Genomic DNA, 13,856 nt, shown 5'->3' with positions numbered 1-13,856 from the left:
GGGAAGGAAGAAGGGAGTGGCGTTCCATGAGCGAGATGAAGGGTGTCGAGGCGGTGCCCCAGCTCTGGCAACGCTTCACGGAGTGGCTCAGGCACAACGCCCCTGAGGACCACACAGTGCTGTTGCCGGGGATCGGGGCGGAGGAGATCGGCACGCTGGAGCGGGAAATCGGCTTCCCTCTGGACGACGGGCTGAAGGCGCTGCTGTCGGTTTGCTGTGGGGTCGTGCCTCCTACGTCGAGCATGGAGCCCGGCGCTTTCTTCCTCCAGTACAGCTTGCTGGACGCCGCCGGGATCGTGGAGTGCCAGCAGTACTTCGCCAACGCGGAGCGGGACCTTGTCGCGGACGGAGACGACTGGGGCGTCGGGATGCTGGCGCACCACTCGTGGGTGCCCTTCGCCCGAGCCAACACCGGGGACGTGTTGTTCGTGGACCACCGGGACGGCCACGGAGGAGAGGTGGGGGAGATGTCCTTCGGTGACCCCCAGTACCGGCTGCTGCGGCCCGGTCTCACGGAAACACTGCACGACATGTGCGTCGCGGTCGAAGAGTCCGCCCCATTCCTGTTGCCCGAGTTGAGGCGGCGTCCTGTGGTGCACGAGGGGCGCATGCTGGAGTGGCACTAAGGGACTCGCAGAGCAACAAGCTGCGTTTTCCGCGCAGACGTTGTGCCCTTCTCCGTGTGGCGCCATTCCCTGCGGCGTCGCCACACGTTCGCGGGGCGGCCTCCGTGAAGCCGCCCCGACCACCCACCGGCCCGCCACACTCCCGCCGCCCGGCGAAGACCAGAGCCCAGGCAGCGAGATCCTGCTGGAGTACTAGTACTCGATGGCGGGGAGCAGTCCCGTGACCGGGGCGACCAGATCGGTCACCTGCCGGAGTTGCTGGAGCTGGGCGAAGCCGTGGCTGATGGTGCCGACCTGCCCGGTGACGGTCGGCATCTTGGCCTGGTGCTCCGGGCCCACCGACTGGGCGGACAGGGAGTCGACCTGCCCGATCACGGACGGGACCTCCACGCCCTGCTGGAGGGCGGGAGCGGCGGACGCGGCCGTGGCGGTCAGTGCGGTGACCCCCGAGGCGAGGGCCACGGCGGCGAGAATGCGGCGAGTTGCGGTCATGTACGGAGCAACGGGTGAGGGCCCGCGGGGTCACGGCCGCGGCTCCCGGCTCACTCGTGGGGCTCACGGCCCGGTGGTGGCGGCACGGCAGGGAGCCCCTCCCCACGACCGGGGAGGGGCTCCGAAGCCAGGTACTGCGCACGGTGGTTCAGGGGCAGCTCGCGATGGTGCTGCGGGCGCGTTCCGGGCTGGCGTGCACCACGTTGCACTGGTCCGTGTCGAGGCCGCCGTCGACGAGGCCCCAGCCGGGGCCGGCACGCAGGACGGTGTCCTTCGTACCGCGGATGGTGTCCTTGCCGGGACCGCCCTGGATGACGCCGCCGGCTTCGGGGCCGACGCCCTTCGCCTCGATGAGGTCGTTCTCGCTGCCTCCGAGGACCCGGCCGCCGAAGTCGATGACGCCCGTGGAGATGGCGTCGGCCCCGTCGTTGCCGAAGACCTGGCCGCCGCCGCGCGCGTGCTGGCCGGGGGCTCCCGACACGGTGCCGACGGTGATGCGGTCCTCCCCCTGGTCGCCGTAGATCGTGGCGCCGTTCTCGGTGCTGCCCATCACCGTGGGCACGATGATGGTGTCGTCACCGGTTCCGCCGCGGACCGACGCCTGGTCCGCGCGCGGGTAGAGGTGGCTGGTCTGGATGCGGTCGTCGCCGTCCCCGCCGAGCACCTGTGCGTCGATGATGAGGCCCTTGACCCGGATGTTGTCGTCGCCCCCGCCACCCCAGATGATGACGTTCTCGACGTCGTTCTCACACTCGATGACGTCGTCGCCCGGGGTGCCTTGTACGGTTTGGCCCGGCGGCACGGAGGAACCGTTGACCACGCAGTGGTGCGAGGGCAAACCCTCGTGGGCCTGGGCCGGGGCCGTCGACAGGGACGCGGCGAGCAGGGTGGCGGTGACGGCCAGGCCGCGTGCGACCGGGCGCGACGGACGAGGGCTGAGGGGCATACGGGTCTCCTGGGGGCAAAACGATATGAACTCGCCTACCGTGCGCCCCCACCGCAGGACACGCCCGCACATCCTTGCCCCGGGTCACCCGCCCGGCCCTGCTCCGGGCCCTCACCTGCGGACGGTCACGGGCCCGCCACGCCGGACGTGCCGGCAAGCGGGTGACGGACCGTCGCCCACCGCTCCCGTATCCCGCGCCGTCGCCGCGTCCCCGTCGCCCCGTCGCCCCGTCGCCCCGTCACATGGTTCCGTCACGACGCCCTCGCCACCGCACGCCCTCGCCGTAGGGAGAAGGACGCATGCTCCGCATCCACTTCACCGCCCGCGACCTCCTGAACGTCCGGATCGCCCGACAGCCGGACCCGTTGTGGGAGCTGATGTGCAGCGTCTGCCGCATCCAGACCCGGGAAGGGCCCGTCGACTTCGATCCGTGGCGGGACGCCGCCCGCCGGGTCCTGCGGGCCGACCCCCTCGCGCTGCGGAGCCTGCACGTACTGCGGACGGTGATCCCCCCGCTGGGGTACATCCCCGACTTCCTCACCCCGGCGCCCGATCCGGCGGGCGCCGAGCTGGCCGCGGGCCTCGACCTGGTCCGCGCGACCCCGCGCACCCGGCGGGAGCGCGAGTTGGCCGAGCTGTCGGGCGCCCGCAGGCCGAGCGGCCGGCTGGCGGCGCTGACCGGGAGCGACGGGCCGGCGCTGCTGACGGACGCGCTGCGCACGTACCACGACGGTCTGCTCGGGCCCCACTGGGCGCGGGTGCGGGCCGCGGTGGAGAACGACGTCCGGGCGCGGACGCACGGTCTCCTCTCGGGTGGTACGCAGGCACTGCTGGACGGGTTGCGCCCGTTCGCCCGGTGGCGGCCGCCGGTGTTGGAGGTCGACTTCCCGGTGGCGCGCGACCTGTTCCTGGCGGGGCGGGGCCTGCTGTTGCTGCCCTCGTACTTCTGCTGGCGGCGGCCGACCGCCCTCGCCGATCCGGACCTACGGCCCGTCCTGGTCTACCCGGTGGTGAAGACGCCGTTCGACGCGGGGGCCGCGACCGCGGACGGAGTGGTGCGCCTGCTGGGACGCACCCGGGCCGCGGTGCTCGCGCGGATCGCGGACGGCCGGACCCGGACCACCTCGGAGGTCGCCGCGGCGGTGGGGGTCTCGCTGCCGAGCACGAGCCACCAGATCGGCGTGCTGCGGGAGGGCGGGCTCATCACCAGTCGGCGCGACGGCCAGTACGTCGTCCACACGGCGACCCCGCTCGGATTGAACCTGCTGGGTGCCGCCGCGCCGCCCGGTCCGGGCTCAGCCCCGGTGGTGGATGACGGCCGGTCCGGGGGCCGCCGGGGTTCCACCGGGTGACACGGGCTCCTGGGGCGGGGCCTGCGTGGAGCCGGGCGCCGAGGACGGCGGAGGCTGCTCGGAGGGCGGGGGCGGGGGCGGGGACTCGGGTGCGGGCGACCCCGACCCCTCCGTCGGCGCGGACGGCGGGGACTCGCCGGTCGACGTACCGCCCGGCGACTCGGACGTCCCCTCCGAGGGCGGCGAGCTGCCCGGTTCCGGGCTGCCCGAACTGTCGGAGGGCGAGCCGTCGGGACTGGGGGTCGGGTTCTTCGGGGGCTGGGTGGGCCGGTCCCCGGCCCCGGTGTCACCGCGCTCGCGGGTGAACCAACCACCGCTGTCGGCGTCGTACATCACGAACGACTCCACCGGGTGCGGCGCGGGCTTCACGAAGACGACGTTGGACTCCCGGTAGCCGGGCCACGGGTCCCCGATCTGCTTCGGGTTGCCCCGCAGGGCGACCGGCTCCGCCAGCGGGTTGCCGCAGGCGCAGCGCACCTTCGGCACGCCCCGGTCGTCGACCAGAACGGCGGTGCCGGCCTCCAGCACCGCCTGGTACGCCGTCGCCCTGCCCCCGCGGTACCCGTGGTTGGTGACCCTGGTGTCGAGCCGCAGCTGAACGGGGGTCAGCGCCCGCAGATAGGCCGGCACCCCGGACGGTTCGACGTCGAGGACGGCGGCGAACGCCGTGTTCTTGGCGCTGTCGCGGCCCAGGTACTCGATCTGCTTCGTGACGTCGCAGCTGCCCACCTTGCGGGTGCCGCCGTACAGTCCGGGTTCGGCGCCCGAAACGCCCTGGGTGACGTACCCGCTCGCGGACTCCGAACGGTCGGACAGGGAGGGCGTGCTGGGCGGCGGGGAACTGTCCCGGGCGGTGGACGCGGTGAACGGGTCCCGGCCCGTGCTGTTCGCTGCCTGGAGGAAGACCTCACCGCTCCCGCCCCCGGTTCCGCCCCCTCCCCCGCCCCCGCCGTCGGGACGGGTCAGCACGACACCGAGGACGACCGCCGCGACCACGCCCAGGGCGAGCAGGGCCACCCGCGGGGCGCTGCGCCACCAGGGGGTACCTCCGCCGGCGCCCGGGCCGCCCGTCCCGGAGCCGTCGTCACCGCCGCCGCCACCCGAGCCGGGCGGTCGACCCGAGCCGGGCGGTGGTTCCGCCGCACCACCGCCCGCACCACTGCCCGTACCGCCGCCGGTGCCGCCGCCGGTGCCGCCCGTACCGCCGCGCGTGCCGTCCGGTGCGGCATGGGCGTCGTCGCTCGTCGGACCGGACGGGGGGCCCGCGGGCCGACCGGCCGGCGGGGGCGGCGGAGTCGGTGGGCGGGACGGTTCGGAGAGGGGGCCGGACGGCGGCCCGGACGGGCCGGTGGCGGAACGGTCCGACGGATCGCCCGGCCCCGTGGGGTCGGTCGGGCGGTCGGAAGACGGTGGTTCGGCGCTCACGGATCTCAGCTCCCGGTCTCGAACGACCCCCCGGGGCGCCACTGCGCCCGACCATTGTGTGCAGTGCCCCCGCGCACCCTGCAAGCGGACGCGGTCGGCCCCTCCCGGGGGGCGCCGGGGCGCGGGGCTGCTTAGCGTGGCTGCGTGAGCGACTGGCGAGCATCCGACCGGGGGGCCGCCGTTCGCGACCCCGCCCGGCCCGCGGCACACGGCTGGCTCCTGGCGCTCGCGACGGTGCTCGCCGCCCTGTTCGCCATGACGGTCCTCGCGGCGGCGGGGCTGTGGGCGGCCGGTGCGCACGGGTTGCCCAACGCGGCGTTCCCCCGGGTGGTGGTGGCGGTGGTGCTGCTCGCGGTCGGCGGGGACGTGGGGCTGACCGGCGGCAGCGGGGGGCTGGTCGAGGCGCACGGGGACCTCGTGGTGCTGCCGTTGTCGGTGAGCCTGGCGGGTGCGCTGGTCGTGGGGGCGGGGTTCCTCGCGCCCCTGCGGCACCGGGCCGTGGTGGGCGGACGGGAGTTGGCGGGGTGGGCCGGACGGATCGCCGTGCTGTGGCTGGCCGCGCTCCTCGGACTGTCGCTCGGCGCCCGCCAGGAGTTCACGGTGTCCCTGGGGGACCCGGCCCTGAAGGACGTCGGCGACCTGCTGGGGCTCACCCCCACCGTCGGGTTCGCGGCCGACGTGTGGACCAGCGTGCTCCTGGGACTGGTGTGGCTCGCCGGAGTGCTGCTGATCGCGTTGTTGGTGGCGCGCAGGGCGCCGCTCCCCGCGCGGCTGGTGCGGTTCCACGCGGCGGTGCGGCCCGCGGCGCACGCGGCCCTGGACGTCCTGCTCACCTACGTGGTCGTGGGACTGGTGGTCGGGGTGGTGGTCGCGGTGACCCACGGACACGCGGCCGACACGATCGCGGTGCTGCTGCTCGGCCTGCCCAACCTCGTGTGGCTGGCCTTCACCCTGGGGCTCGGAGCGGTGTGGGACGGGCGGGTCGACGGTCCGTTCGGGCTGCCGATGCCCCCGGCGCTGGACCGGGTGCTGCGGGGCACCCAGGACAGTGCGCTGAGCGTGCGGACGCTGGCCGAGCAGGACGGCCGGGCGTGGTGGTTGGTGCCGTTCGCCGCGGTGGTGCTGTTCGCCGCGGCGTACGTGATGGCCCGGCGGGCACCGGTCGGTACACCCCTGTGGCGGCACGCCGTGCACCTGGGAGTGGCGCTGGCGCTCACCGTCCTGACGGTGTGCCTGACCGTGCGGGTGTCCGCGCACTACGGCTTGTCGCTGCTGGGCATCGGCAACCTGGGCGGTGGGCTGTCCGGGCGGGTGCGGCTGGATCCGCGGACGGGCCAGGCGGTGGTGGTCGCGGTGGCCTGGGGCGTGGTCATGGGGGCGCTGGGCGGGTTGGCCGCGCGGTGGCGGCGCTGATCGTCCGACGGGCGGCGCGGACGCAGGCGCGGGCAGGGGCCGGGGCTGGGGCGGGGCTGGGGCGTGGCTGGGGCGGGGCCGGGGCACGTTTCGGGAGCGTCCGTGGTCACGGGTGTTCGGCCGCGCCCCGGAACACCGGGCGGGCCCAGGCGGGGGGCGCGGGTGGCGGCCCGGGGCGCCGGTCGGCCGCCCCGACGGCCCCGGTGTCCGGGGTGCCCGGGTGGTGGCCGCCCGGGTCCGCGCCCGTGGCGGCCCGCAGCGCGCCCACGAAGGCGAGGCAGGAGTCGTAGCGGTCGTCGGGGTGCTTGGCCAGGGCCTTCGTCAGGACCGCGTCCACTCCCGGGGGCGTGTCGGGGCGCCGCTCGGCCAGCGCGGGCGGCTCGTCGTACTGGTGGGCCCAGAGCAGTGCCATGTCGTCGTCGCGTTGGAAGGGCGGGCCGCCGGCCAGCGTCTCGTACACCACGCAGGCCAGGCTGTACACGTCGCACCTGCCGTCGACGGGGCGCCCCGAGATCTGCTCGGGCGCCACGTAGTCGAGCGTGCCCACGAACTGGCCCACGGTGGTGAAGCCGGTGAGGGACAGGGACTTCTTGGTGAGTCCGAAGTCGGTCAGGTACACGTGCTCCGGGTGGTCGCTGTCGGTGCCCCGGGCGACGAGGATGTTGCCGGGCTTGACGTCGCGGTGCACCAGACCGTGGTCGTGGGCGGCGTCCAGGGCGGAGGCGACCTGGGTGGCGATCCGTACCGCGGTGTCCCACGGGAGCACTCCGGCGCCCGCGGGGTCCGGGTGCTCGGCGCGCTGGTCGAGGAGGTGCCGCAGGTCGAGTCCGGCGACGTAGCGCATGGCGATGTAGAGGACGCCGTCCGCCTCCCCCGCCTCGAACACGGGCACGATGTGCGGGTGGTCGATCGCGGCGGCGACCCGCGACTCATGGGTGAAGCGGCGACGGAACGTGTCGTTGCGGGCCAGTTCGGGGGCGAGGAGCTTGAGCGCCACGGTGCGGTCGAGGCGCAGGTCCTTGGCCCGGTACACGACGGCCATGCCGCCCCGGCCGATCTCGCCCTCGATGCGGTAGTCGGCCACCTGCTGTCCCACGAGCCCCGACGGACGCCCCGTGTGTCCGTTCGGTTCGGGGCGGGACGCGTCCTGTCTCATGGAGCGCCACCGCCGGAACGCGGGTCGGGTCCCGGCCGGTCGGCGGGGCGGGTGAGGCGGCGGGTGCGGGTCCCGGACCGGTCTTCGGCGGCGGCGTCGGCGTCACGGCCGGGGTCGGCGTCACCGCTGGTGCTGCGGCCGGGGTTGCGCTCAGGTTCGCGTTCGGGTGCGGCTTCGGGGGGTGGTTCGAGGACGGTCGGGGGCTCCGCCTGTCCCGCGGCCGGGCCGGTGCCCGCCGCACCCGGGTCGTCCACGACCCGGGTGTGCGCCACGCCCCCGTCGCCCGGCGGCGGCTCCGGTTCCCGTCCGGTGGTGACCACGCGGGTGGGCGGGTACGGGTCGGGTGCCCGTTCGACCGCTCCCCCGCCGTGGCGGGCGTCCGGCGCGGCTCGGTCTCCGGGGGTCCCGGCGCTCGGAGCGGGAGCCGGTGGCCGCGGGGTGTCCCCGGTGGCGGCCCGGTCCGTCGCGAAGCCGCTCAGCCGCCGCCCGTCGCAGTAGACCCAGCGTTCGTGTTCGGCGTCGTACAGCCACAGCGACGTCCCGTCCACGACCATCCCCACCCGCAGCCCCCGGGTCCGCCGGTGGAAGGACTCGGTGTCGAGGGTGCCGTCCGCGAGTTCCCCGGCGGCGGCCCGGTAGCGGGTGACCGCCTCCTGGGCACGGGCCAACAGGGGCCGCGGGTCGGCCGTGTGGGTGGTGGGCCCGCCCGTGTCGGGAGGCTGCTGGGGCACGGCCACCAGGAGCCGGCCGTCGACCCAGGCGGTCCACCCGTTCGCACACGCCACCCGGCCCCAGTCGCCGAGCCGTTCGGTCAGTTGCACGGGCAGCAGCGCGTCCAGCGGCGCCGAGGGCCGGGCGGTGTCGGGAACCTCCCAGGTGGGCAGGCCACCGGGCGGAACGACATGGGTGGGGCGGAACTCGACGGTGGTCATGGGCGGCTCCCCTCGCGGTGCCTCACGGGACCCGGGCGCCGGAGCGCCCCGGCTGGATCACTTGCGCATCACGGCGGGTTCCTGGTGGCGCAGCAGCCGGGAGACGGCGAACAGGAAGACGAGGGACAGCACCACGAGCATCCCCATGTCGAGCAGCCAGGTCCCCGCCGTGTGCTGGAACAGTGCGTCGGCGCTCTGGTCGCCCGGCACGATCCGGGCGAGTCCGATGGTCGACGCCATCGCGGCGAACGCCCATCGGGCCGGCACCAGCCAGGAGAACTGTTGGATGCCGGGCACGGTGAGTTCGAGGAGGGCGCCGCAGAACACCACCTGCACGATGGCGATCAGCACCAGGAGCGGCATCGTCACCTCCTCCTTGGGGACCACCGCGGAGATCAACAGACCGAGCGTCATGGCGGTGAAGGCGAGCAGCGCGACGGCGAGGATGATCTCCACCAGGGGTGGGAGGAGCACCCCCGACCCGCCGGGCGCGTTGAGGTCGACGCCGAGCAGGGCGACCAGGGTCAGCACCACGGCCTGGAGCACGGTGATGGTGCCGAGCACGACGACCTTCGACATCAGGTACGCCGATCGGGACAGGCCGACCGCGCGTTCCCGGCGGTAGATGGCGCGTTCCTTCACGAGTTCCCGCACGGCGTTGGCCGCGCCGGTGAGGACGCCTCCGACGCACAGGATGAGGAGGGCGTCCATCGCGGACTGCGAGGTGAGGCGGCTCCCCGCGAGTGCGCGGGCCATCGCCCCCATGATGAACGGCAGGGCGATCATGATCGCGAGGAAGGTCCGGTCCGCGCTGAGCGCGGCGCCGTAGCGGCGGACCAGGGTGCCCACCTGGGCCCGCCAGCTCTGCGGCTTCGGCGGCGGGGGCGCGCTGGGCCGGCTCCCGGTGGGGACCGGGGGCCGTGCGGTGGCCTCGGTGATGTAGCGACGGTGGAACGGCGAGGCCCGGTACTCGCCCGCCCAGTCGCGCGAGTGGTCGGTGTCGAACGCCTCGAACGCCTCCGGCCACTGCGTGTGACCGAAGAAGGGGAGGGCGTCGTCCGGTGGACCGAAGTACGCGATCCGGCCGCCGGGCGCGAGGATCAGGAGCCGGTCGCAGACGTCGAGGCTCAGCACGCTGTGGGTGACGACGACGACGGTCCTGCCGTCGTCCGCCAGCCCGCGCAGCATGTGCATCACCGAGCGGTCCATGCCGGGGTCGAGGCCGGAAGTGGGTTCGTCCAGGAACAGCAGGGAGGGTTTGGTGAGCAGTTCGAGGGCGACGCTGACGCGTTTGCGCTGGCCCCCGGAGAGGCTGTGGATGGGCTGGCTCGCCCGCGCTTCGAGGCCGAGTTCGCGGAGGACCTCGTCCACCCGGGCCCGGCGTTCGGTCTCGGCGGTGTCCTGCGGGAACCTCAGTCGGGCGGCGTAGCCGAGGGCGCGGCGCACGGTGAGCTGGACGTGCAGGATGTCGTCCTGGGGGACGAGTCCGATGCGGCTGCGCAGTTCCGCGTAGTCCCGGTACAGGTCACGGCCGTCGTACAGCACGGTTCCACGGTCGGCGGGGCGCAGCCCGGTCAGGGCGTTCAGCAGGGTGGACTTGCCCGCTCCGCTCGGCCCGACGACGGCCAGCAGGCACTTCTCGCCGACCGGGAACGTCACGTCGTCGAGCAGGGTCTTGCGTCCGTGGTCCACGGTGACGCTCAGGTCCTGGGCGTCGAGGGAGACCTCGCCGGTGTCCACGTACTCCTGGAGTTCGTCGCCCACCAGGCAGAACGCCGAGTGTCCGACACCGACGATGTCGCCGGGGAGCACGGCCGCCCGGGTCACCGGTCGACCGTTGAGGTAGGTGCCGTTGTGGCTGCCGAGGTCCACGATCTCGTACGTGGCGTCCGGCCCGGTGCGCAGTTCGGCGTGGTGGCGGGAGACGACCAGGTCGTCCACCACGAGGTCGTTGTCCCGGCCGCGGCCGATGCGGACGGTGCGGGCGGGCAGCGGGCGGACGGTGGTGGGTTGCCGGAAGGTGCCGGTGGCGGCGGGGCCGTGAACGCCCGAGGGCCGGTCGGGCGGGGCGGGCGTCGAACCGGTCGCGGGCGGTGGTCGCCCGGTGTCGGGGTGGTCGGGCGGGGCGGGCGCGCGCGTGCTGCTCACCGGGGGCACGGGAGCCGGGGGCACGGGAGCTGGCGGCACGGGAGCCGGCGGCGCGGCGGTGGGGGGCGCGGTACCGGGCGGGGTCGGAGCGGTGGGTCGGGGGCGGTCCGGGGCGACGAGCAGGGCCCGGGGGCCGTCGGCCGCGCCGCCGAAGCGCAGCACGCTGCCGGGGCCCACGCCCCATTCGTGGATCCGCCGGCCGTCCGCGTAGGTGCCGTTGGTGCTGTTCTCGTCGGCGACGGTCCAGTGGCCGGCCGCCGCGCGCAGGACCGCGTGGTGCCAGGAGACCCGGTCGTCATCGATGACGATGTCGCTCGTGGGGTCCCGTCCGACGTGATAGTCGCGATCGGGTGTCAGCACCGTGGAGCCCGTGTCCGTCTCCACGACGAGCGCGGGCGCAGTCGGCACTCCGGGCCGCTCTGCCATGTCTGAATTCTAGCGATGTACGGCGTTTGCCGCCCTGGCTGGACCGCCCGGCCCGCCGGACCGCCGCGCACCGTCCGCACTCCCGGCACCCGCCACCCGTCCGCGCCACCTGCTGGCACCCACTGCAACCCGCTGCCACCCGCCGGCGCCCACACCATCGGCGCCGGCGGGCGACCCCCGCGACCGCCTCAGTGCCGCCCGTACACGGTCAGCCCGACGGGCACCCGGGCGTCCACCTCCTCGATGACGGCCTCCGCCACCTCCGGCCCCGGCGCCCCGTAGATCTCGATGAGGGCGAGTCCGGGGCCGAGTTCGCCGGCGACCCGGGCCGCGGCCTTCGCATCGGGCACGGCGACGATGGTGATCGGCCCGCCGTCCGAGGGCTTCTCGTACCGCGCCCGGTCCTGCACGGGGTCGGCGCCCCCGTGGACGACCAGGAACGCGTCGGCCAACGCCTCACCCGTCCCGAACCGCTCCTTGTAGGCGGCGATCGCGGTCAGCGACTCGAAGCCGTAGTAGACCGCTCCCACCCCGGCCCGGTCGCCCACCTCGCGGGCGATCCGTGCGTGCCAGACGGCGCCGAAGCTGCCGCACAGTTCGATGAGGTCGGCACCCTCGGTGACGAGTCGGGTGGCGAGTTCGACGGCCTGCGCCGGGTCGCCGACGGCACGCACCCGGGTGCGCCCGTGGGAGGTGCTGACCGACAGCAGGTCCACGGCCGGATCTCCGCCCTCCATCTCGTAGATGACGACCCGGTCCTGCGCGTCGATGGTCTCGGACATGGTGTTCCCTCCGTCCGACGGCGCCGGAGCGCGCCGTCGGAGCCATCCTGCGACCTCAACCAAGGTTGACGTCAACCTGGTTGGGCACACCCCCCGGGTACGGGAGGTCAGCGCCGTGCGGCCAGCCGCTCCAGGGTGCGCAGCACGGGCCGTACGCCGTCCTCCGCGGCCAGCCGACCGGCGAAGCTCCGGGCCGCCACCGCGTACGGGGATCCTTGGGCGGTCGCTCGGACGAGGGCCGCCGACAACTGCCCGGCGGTCAGCTTCCGCAGCGGCACGGCGGCCGGGGCGACGCCCAGGGCGACCAGGCGCGCGGACCAGAATCCGGCGTCGAACTGCACGGGCACCGGAACCGAGGGCACGCCCGAGCGGAGCGCCGCCGCCGTGGTGCCGGCACCGGCGTGGTGGACGATCGCCGCCATCTGCGGGAAGAGCAGGGCGTGCGGCAGATCGTCGACGGTGAGCATGTCGTCCCCGCTGACCGCCCCGTCCGCGCCCAGACCGCTCCAGCCGCGTTGGATCACACCCCGCAGGCCCGCGGCGCGCAGGGCCCGCACCACCGTCGCGCTGAGCCGCACCGGGTCGGGCACGGTGGCGCTGCCGAGTCCCACGTAGACGGGTGGCGGGCCCGCGGCGAGGAACGTCCGGACGTCTTCGGGCAGTCGGGCGTCCGACGGGTCACGGGGCCACCAGAAGCCGTCGACGGTCAGGCCGGGGGGCCAGTCACGGGGGCGGGGCACGACGAGGGGGCTGAAGCCGTGGTGCACGGGCAGCCCCTTGCGCTCCCGGGCGCGCCGGGCGGCGTGGACCCCCAGCGACGGGGCCCCGAGTCGGGCCCGTAGGGCGCGGACGGCGTCGGCGAAGAGGTGGTCGAGCCCGGCGTTCATCGCCTGCCCGGCGAGGCGGTTGGCGAACGGCCCGAAGGAGCCGGCGGTGATCAGCGGCGGGGCGAACACCCGGGTGGGGGCCTGTGGTTGGAGGTGCAGCTCCACCGCGGGCAGGCCCAGGCCGTCGGCGATCGCGTGCCCGAGCGGGGCGACCGCCGGGGCCAGCAGGAGGACGTCACTGCGTTCGGCGACGTGCAGCAGGTCGTCGGCGAACTCGCCCACCCGGTCCCGCAACATCGCGAACAGTCGGTTCAGTCGACGGATTCCGCTGGTGGTGCGGTGCAGTTCCTGGCCGGCGGTGGAGGCGAGTTCGGCGCGCGGGTCGAACGGCAGTGCGTGGAAGTCGAGTCCGGCGCCGGCCACGAGCGGCGCGAAGCGTTGGTGGGTCGCGAGGGTGACCTGGTGTCCGGCCACCGCCAACCCGTGCCCGAGGCCGGTGAAGGGGGCGACGTCGCCCCGGGAACCCGCTGTCATCACCGCTACCCGCACGCGCCCAGTATGGCGGAGCGGACGTCGGGTCACCAGCGGTTCACCGGGGCCGCGCCGGTATTCAGCGGGCCCGCGCGCCGGGTTCAGCGCGGGGGGGGGTGCGTCGGGGATCAGCGCGGGTCGTGCGCCACGGCCGGCCCGGTCCGCTCCGGTGGCAGCACTCCGGGGAGCCAGAGGACCACGAGGGCGATGCCCGCGAGCGTCAGGTTGCGGGCCGCGGCGTCCAGCCCGTTCCACTCGGACGACTGCCACATGGCGAACCACTCACCACCGATCGCGAGGAACCCGAGGCCGAACAGGAGCAGCACCATCACCAGTCCGAGGGTGCCGGTGCGGCGGGCGCGGGCGACCGCGGCGGGGTCGGGGTCGCGTCGGGTCAGGGCGCGCGCCCACTGCCACCCGGAGCACAGCAGGACGAGCGCGGCCAGCGTCTCCCACCCGATGACGGCGACGTACGCGAGGTCCGCGACGGTATGCGATTCGATGGCGCGCCACATGAGGTCCTCGTCCTTGAACGTGGTGTCCATGGCGAGGACGTGCCGGACGAACTGCTGGTTGGTCCCGAAGTCGGTGATGTTGCCGAAGGCGACGAGGGCCATGTAGACGGCGACGGTCACGGTCAACGCGGCTGCCGCCACCGGCAGCCCGCCGAGCCGGTCGAAGCGGGCGGCTCCCCCGGCGCGCCGAGCACCCCCGGCCCGCTCCGCACCGCCGGCCCGCTCCCCGCTCCCGGCCCGCTCCGCACCCCCGCGGGTGTCCGTCCCCTCGCCCACGTCCGGCAT

12 protein-coding genes are annotated in these 13,856 nt (G+C 74.7%); 3 read left to right on the top strand and 9 right to left on the bottom strand.

The genetic code is table 11. The features are described 5' to 3' along the window. Positions 1–26: 26 nt before the first annotated feature. Entirely contained in the window at positions 27–626 is a 600-nt protein-coding gene (locus ACFYOU_RS28095) for an SMI1/KNR4 family protein (RefSeq protein ID WP_391309403.1), read from the top strand. A gap of 192 nt (positions 627–818) precedes the next feature. Here the strand turns inward: ACFYOU_RS28095 and ACFYOU_RS28090 are convergent, their stop codons facing one another. Next, positions 819–1,118 carry a hypothetical protein gene (locus ACFYOU_RS28090; protein WP_387010732.1) on the bottom strand — a complete coding sequence of 100 codons (300 nt, stop codon included), beginning with the start codon at positions 1,116–1,118 and terminating at the stop codon, positions 819–821. Positions 1,119–1,266: 148 nt separating this feature from the next. Continuing rightward, positions 1,267–2,064: a hypothetical protein gene (locus ACFYOU_RS28085; RefSeq protein WP_389768405.1), complete on the bottom strand. Its 798-nt coding sequence runs from the start codon at positions 2,062–2,064 to the stop codon at positions 1,267–1,269. Between the two features lie 299 nt (positions 2,065–2,363). Here ACFYOU_RS28085 and ACFYOU_RS28080 point away from each other — a divergent pair, with 299 nt between their 5' ends. Continuing rightward, positions 2,364–3,416 (top strand): helix-turn-helix domain-containing protein, encoded by a 1,053-nt coding sequence (locus ACFYOU_RS28080; RefSeq protein ID WP_391309400.1) that lies wholly within the window; start codon positions 2,364–2,366, stop codon positions 3,414–3,416. Here the strand turns inward: ACFYOU_RS28080 and ACFYOU_RS28075 are convergent. Beyond that, a complete protein-coding gene (locus ACFYOU_RS28075; protein ID WP_391309398.1) occupies positions 3,360–4,841 on the bottom strand; it encodes a DUF6777 domain-containing protein in 1,482 nt (493 codons plus the stop codon). The genes ACFYOU_RS28080 and ACFYOU_RS28075 overlap by 57 nt on opposite strands. A gap of 144 nt (positions 4,842–4,985) precedes the next feature. Between ACFYOU_RS28075 and ACFYOU_RS28070 the strand changes: the two genes are divergently transcribed. Then, complete coding sequence (locus ACFYOU_RS28070; protein ID WP_391309396.1) at positions 4,986–6,254, top strand: streptophobe family protein; 1,269 nt, start codon at positions 4,986–4,988, stop codon at positions 6,252–6,254. A 106-nt stretch (positions 6,255–6,360) separates the two neighbouring features. Here ACFYOU_RS28070 and ACFYOU_RS28065 read toward each other — a convergent pair whose 3' ends face one another. From ACFYOU_RS28065 to ACFYOU_RS28040, 6 genes are all read right to left on the bottom strand, one after another. Further along, on the bottom strand, positions 6,361–7,410 hold the full coding sequence (locus ACFYOU_RS28065) for a serine/threonine-protein kinase (protein ID WP_389768397.1): 1,050 nt from the start codon (positions 7,408–7,410) through the stop codon (positions 6,361–6,363). Further along, entirely contained in the window at positions 7,407–8,342 is a 936-nt protein-coding gene (locus tag ACFYOU_RS28060) for a hypothetical protein (protein ID WP_391309394.1), read from the bottom strand. Before ACFYOU_RS28060 ends, ACFYOU_RS28065 begins: the two co-directional genes overlap by 4 nt. 57 nt (positions 8,343–8,399) lie before the next feature. Beyond that, the gene (locus ACFYOU_RS28055; RefSeq protein WP_391309392.1) at positions 8,400–10,916 is read right to left on the bottom strand and encodes an FHA domain-containing protein; all 2,517 of its coding nucleotides are present in this window, start codon (positions 10,914–10,916) and stop codon (positions 8,400–8,402) included. Positions 10,917–11,104: 188 nt separating this feature from the next. Beyond that, positions 11,105–11,698 carry a DUF6506 family protein gene (locus ACFYOU_RS28050; RefSeq protein WP_391309390.1) on the bottom strand — a complete coding sequence of 198 codons (594 nt, stop codon included), beginning with the start codon at positions 11,696–11,698 and terminating at the stop codon, positions 11,105–11,107. 107 nt (positions 11,699–11,805) lie between these two features. After that, the gene (locus tag ACFYOU_RS28045) at positions 11,806–13,059 is read right to left on the bottom strand and encodes a nucleotide disphospho-sugar-binding domain-containing protein (protein WP_391309388.1); all 1,254 of its coding nucleotides are present in this window, start codon (positions 13,057–13,059) and stop codon (positions 11,806–11,808) included. Between the two features lie 125 nt (positions 13,060–13,184). Further along, positions 13,185–13,856: a DUF2165 family protein gene (locus tag ACFYOU_RS28040; protein ID WP_391309387.1), complete on the bottom strand. Its 672-nt coding sequence runs from the start codon at positions 13,854–13,856 to the stop codon at positions 13,185–13,187.

The sequence above is a fragment of the Streptomyces sp. NPDC005955 genome (assembly GCF_042871255.1).
GTDB lineage: Bacteria > Actinomycetota > Actinomycetes > Streptomycetales > Streptomycetaceae > Streptomyces.
This window is presented reverse-complemented; position numbering and strand designations above follow the sequence as displayed.

What these genes read in the sequence shown, in the direction of transcription:
- ACFYOU_RS28090 (WP_387010732.1), bottom strand. Translation starts at nt 1,118, where the DNA reads ATGACCGCAACTCGCCGCATTCTCGCCGCCGTGGCCCTCGCCTCGGGG.
- ACFYOU_RS28080 (WP_391309400.1), top strand. Translation starts at nt 2,364, where the DNA reads ATGCTCCGCATCCACTTCACCGCCCGCGACCTCCTGAACGTCCGGATC.
- ACFYOU_RS28095 (WP_391309403.1), top strand. Translation starts at nt 27, where the DNA reads ATGAGCGAGATGAAGGGTGTCGAGGCGGTGCCCCAGCTCTGGCAACGC.
- ACFYOU_RS28085 (WP_389768405.1), bottom strand. Translation starts at nt 2,064, where the DNA reads ATGCCCCTCAGCCCTCGTCCGTCGCGCCCGGTCGCACGCGGCCTGGCC.
- ACFYOU_RS28040 (WP_391309387.1), bottom strand. Translation starts at nt 13,856, where the DNA reads ATGCCGGACGTGGGCGAGGGGACGGACACCCGCGGGGGTGCGGAGCGG.
- ACFYOU_RS28045 (WP_391309388.1), bottom strand. Translation starts at nt 13,059, where the DNA reads ATGACAGCGGGTTCCCGGGGCGACGTCGCCCCCTTCACCGGCCTCGGG.
- ACFYOU_RS28060 (WP_391309394.1), bottom strand. Translation starts at nt 8,342, where the DNA reads ATGACCACCGTCGAGTTCCGCCCCACCCATGTCGTTCCGCCCGGTGGC.
- ACFYOU_RS28050 (WP_391309390.1), bottom strand. Translation starts at nt 11,698, where the DNA reads ATGTCCGAGACCATCGACGCGCAGGACCGGGTCGTCATCTACGAGATG.
- ACFYOU_RS28055 (WP_391309392.1), bottom strand. Translation starts at nt 10,916, where the DNA reads ATGGCAGAGCGGCCCGGAGTGCCGACTGCGCCCGCGCTCGTCGTGGAG.
- ACFYOU_RS28065 (WP_389768397.1), bottom strand. Translation starts at nt 7,410, where the DNA reads ATGAGACAGGACGCGTCCCGCCCCGAACCGAACGGACACACGGGGCGT.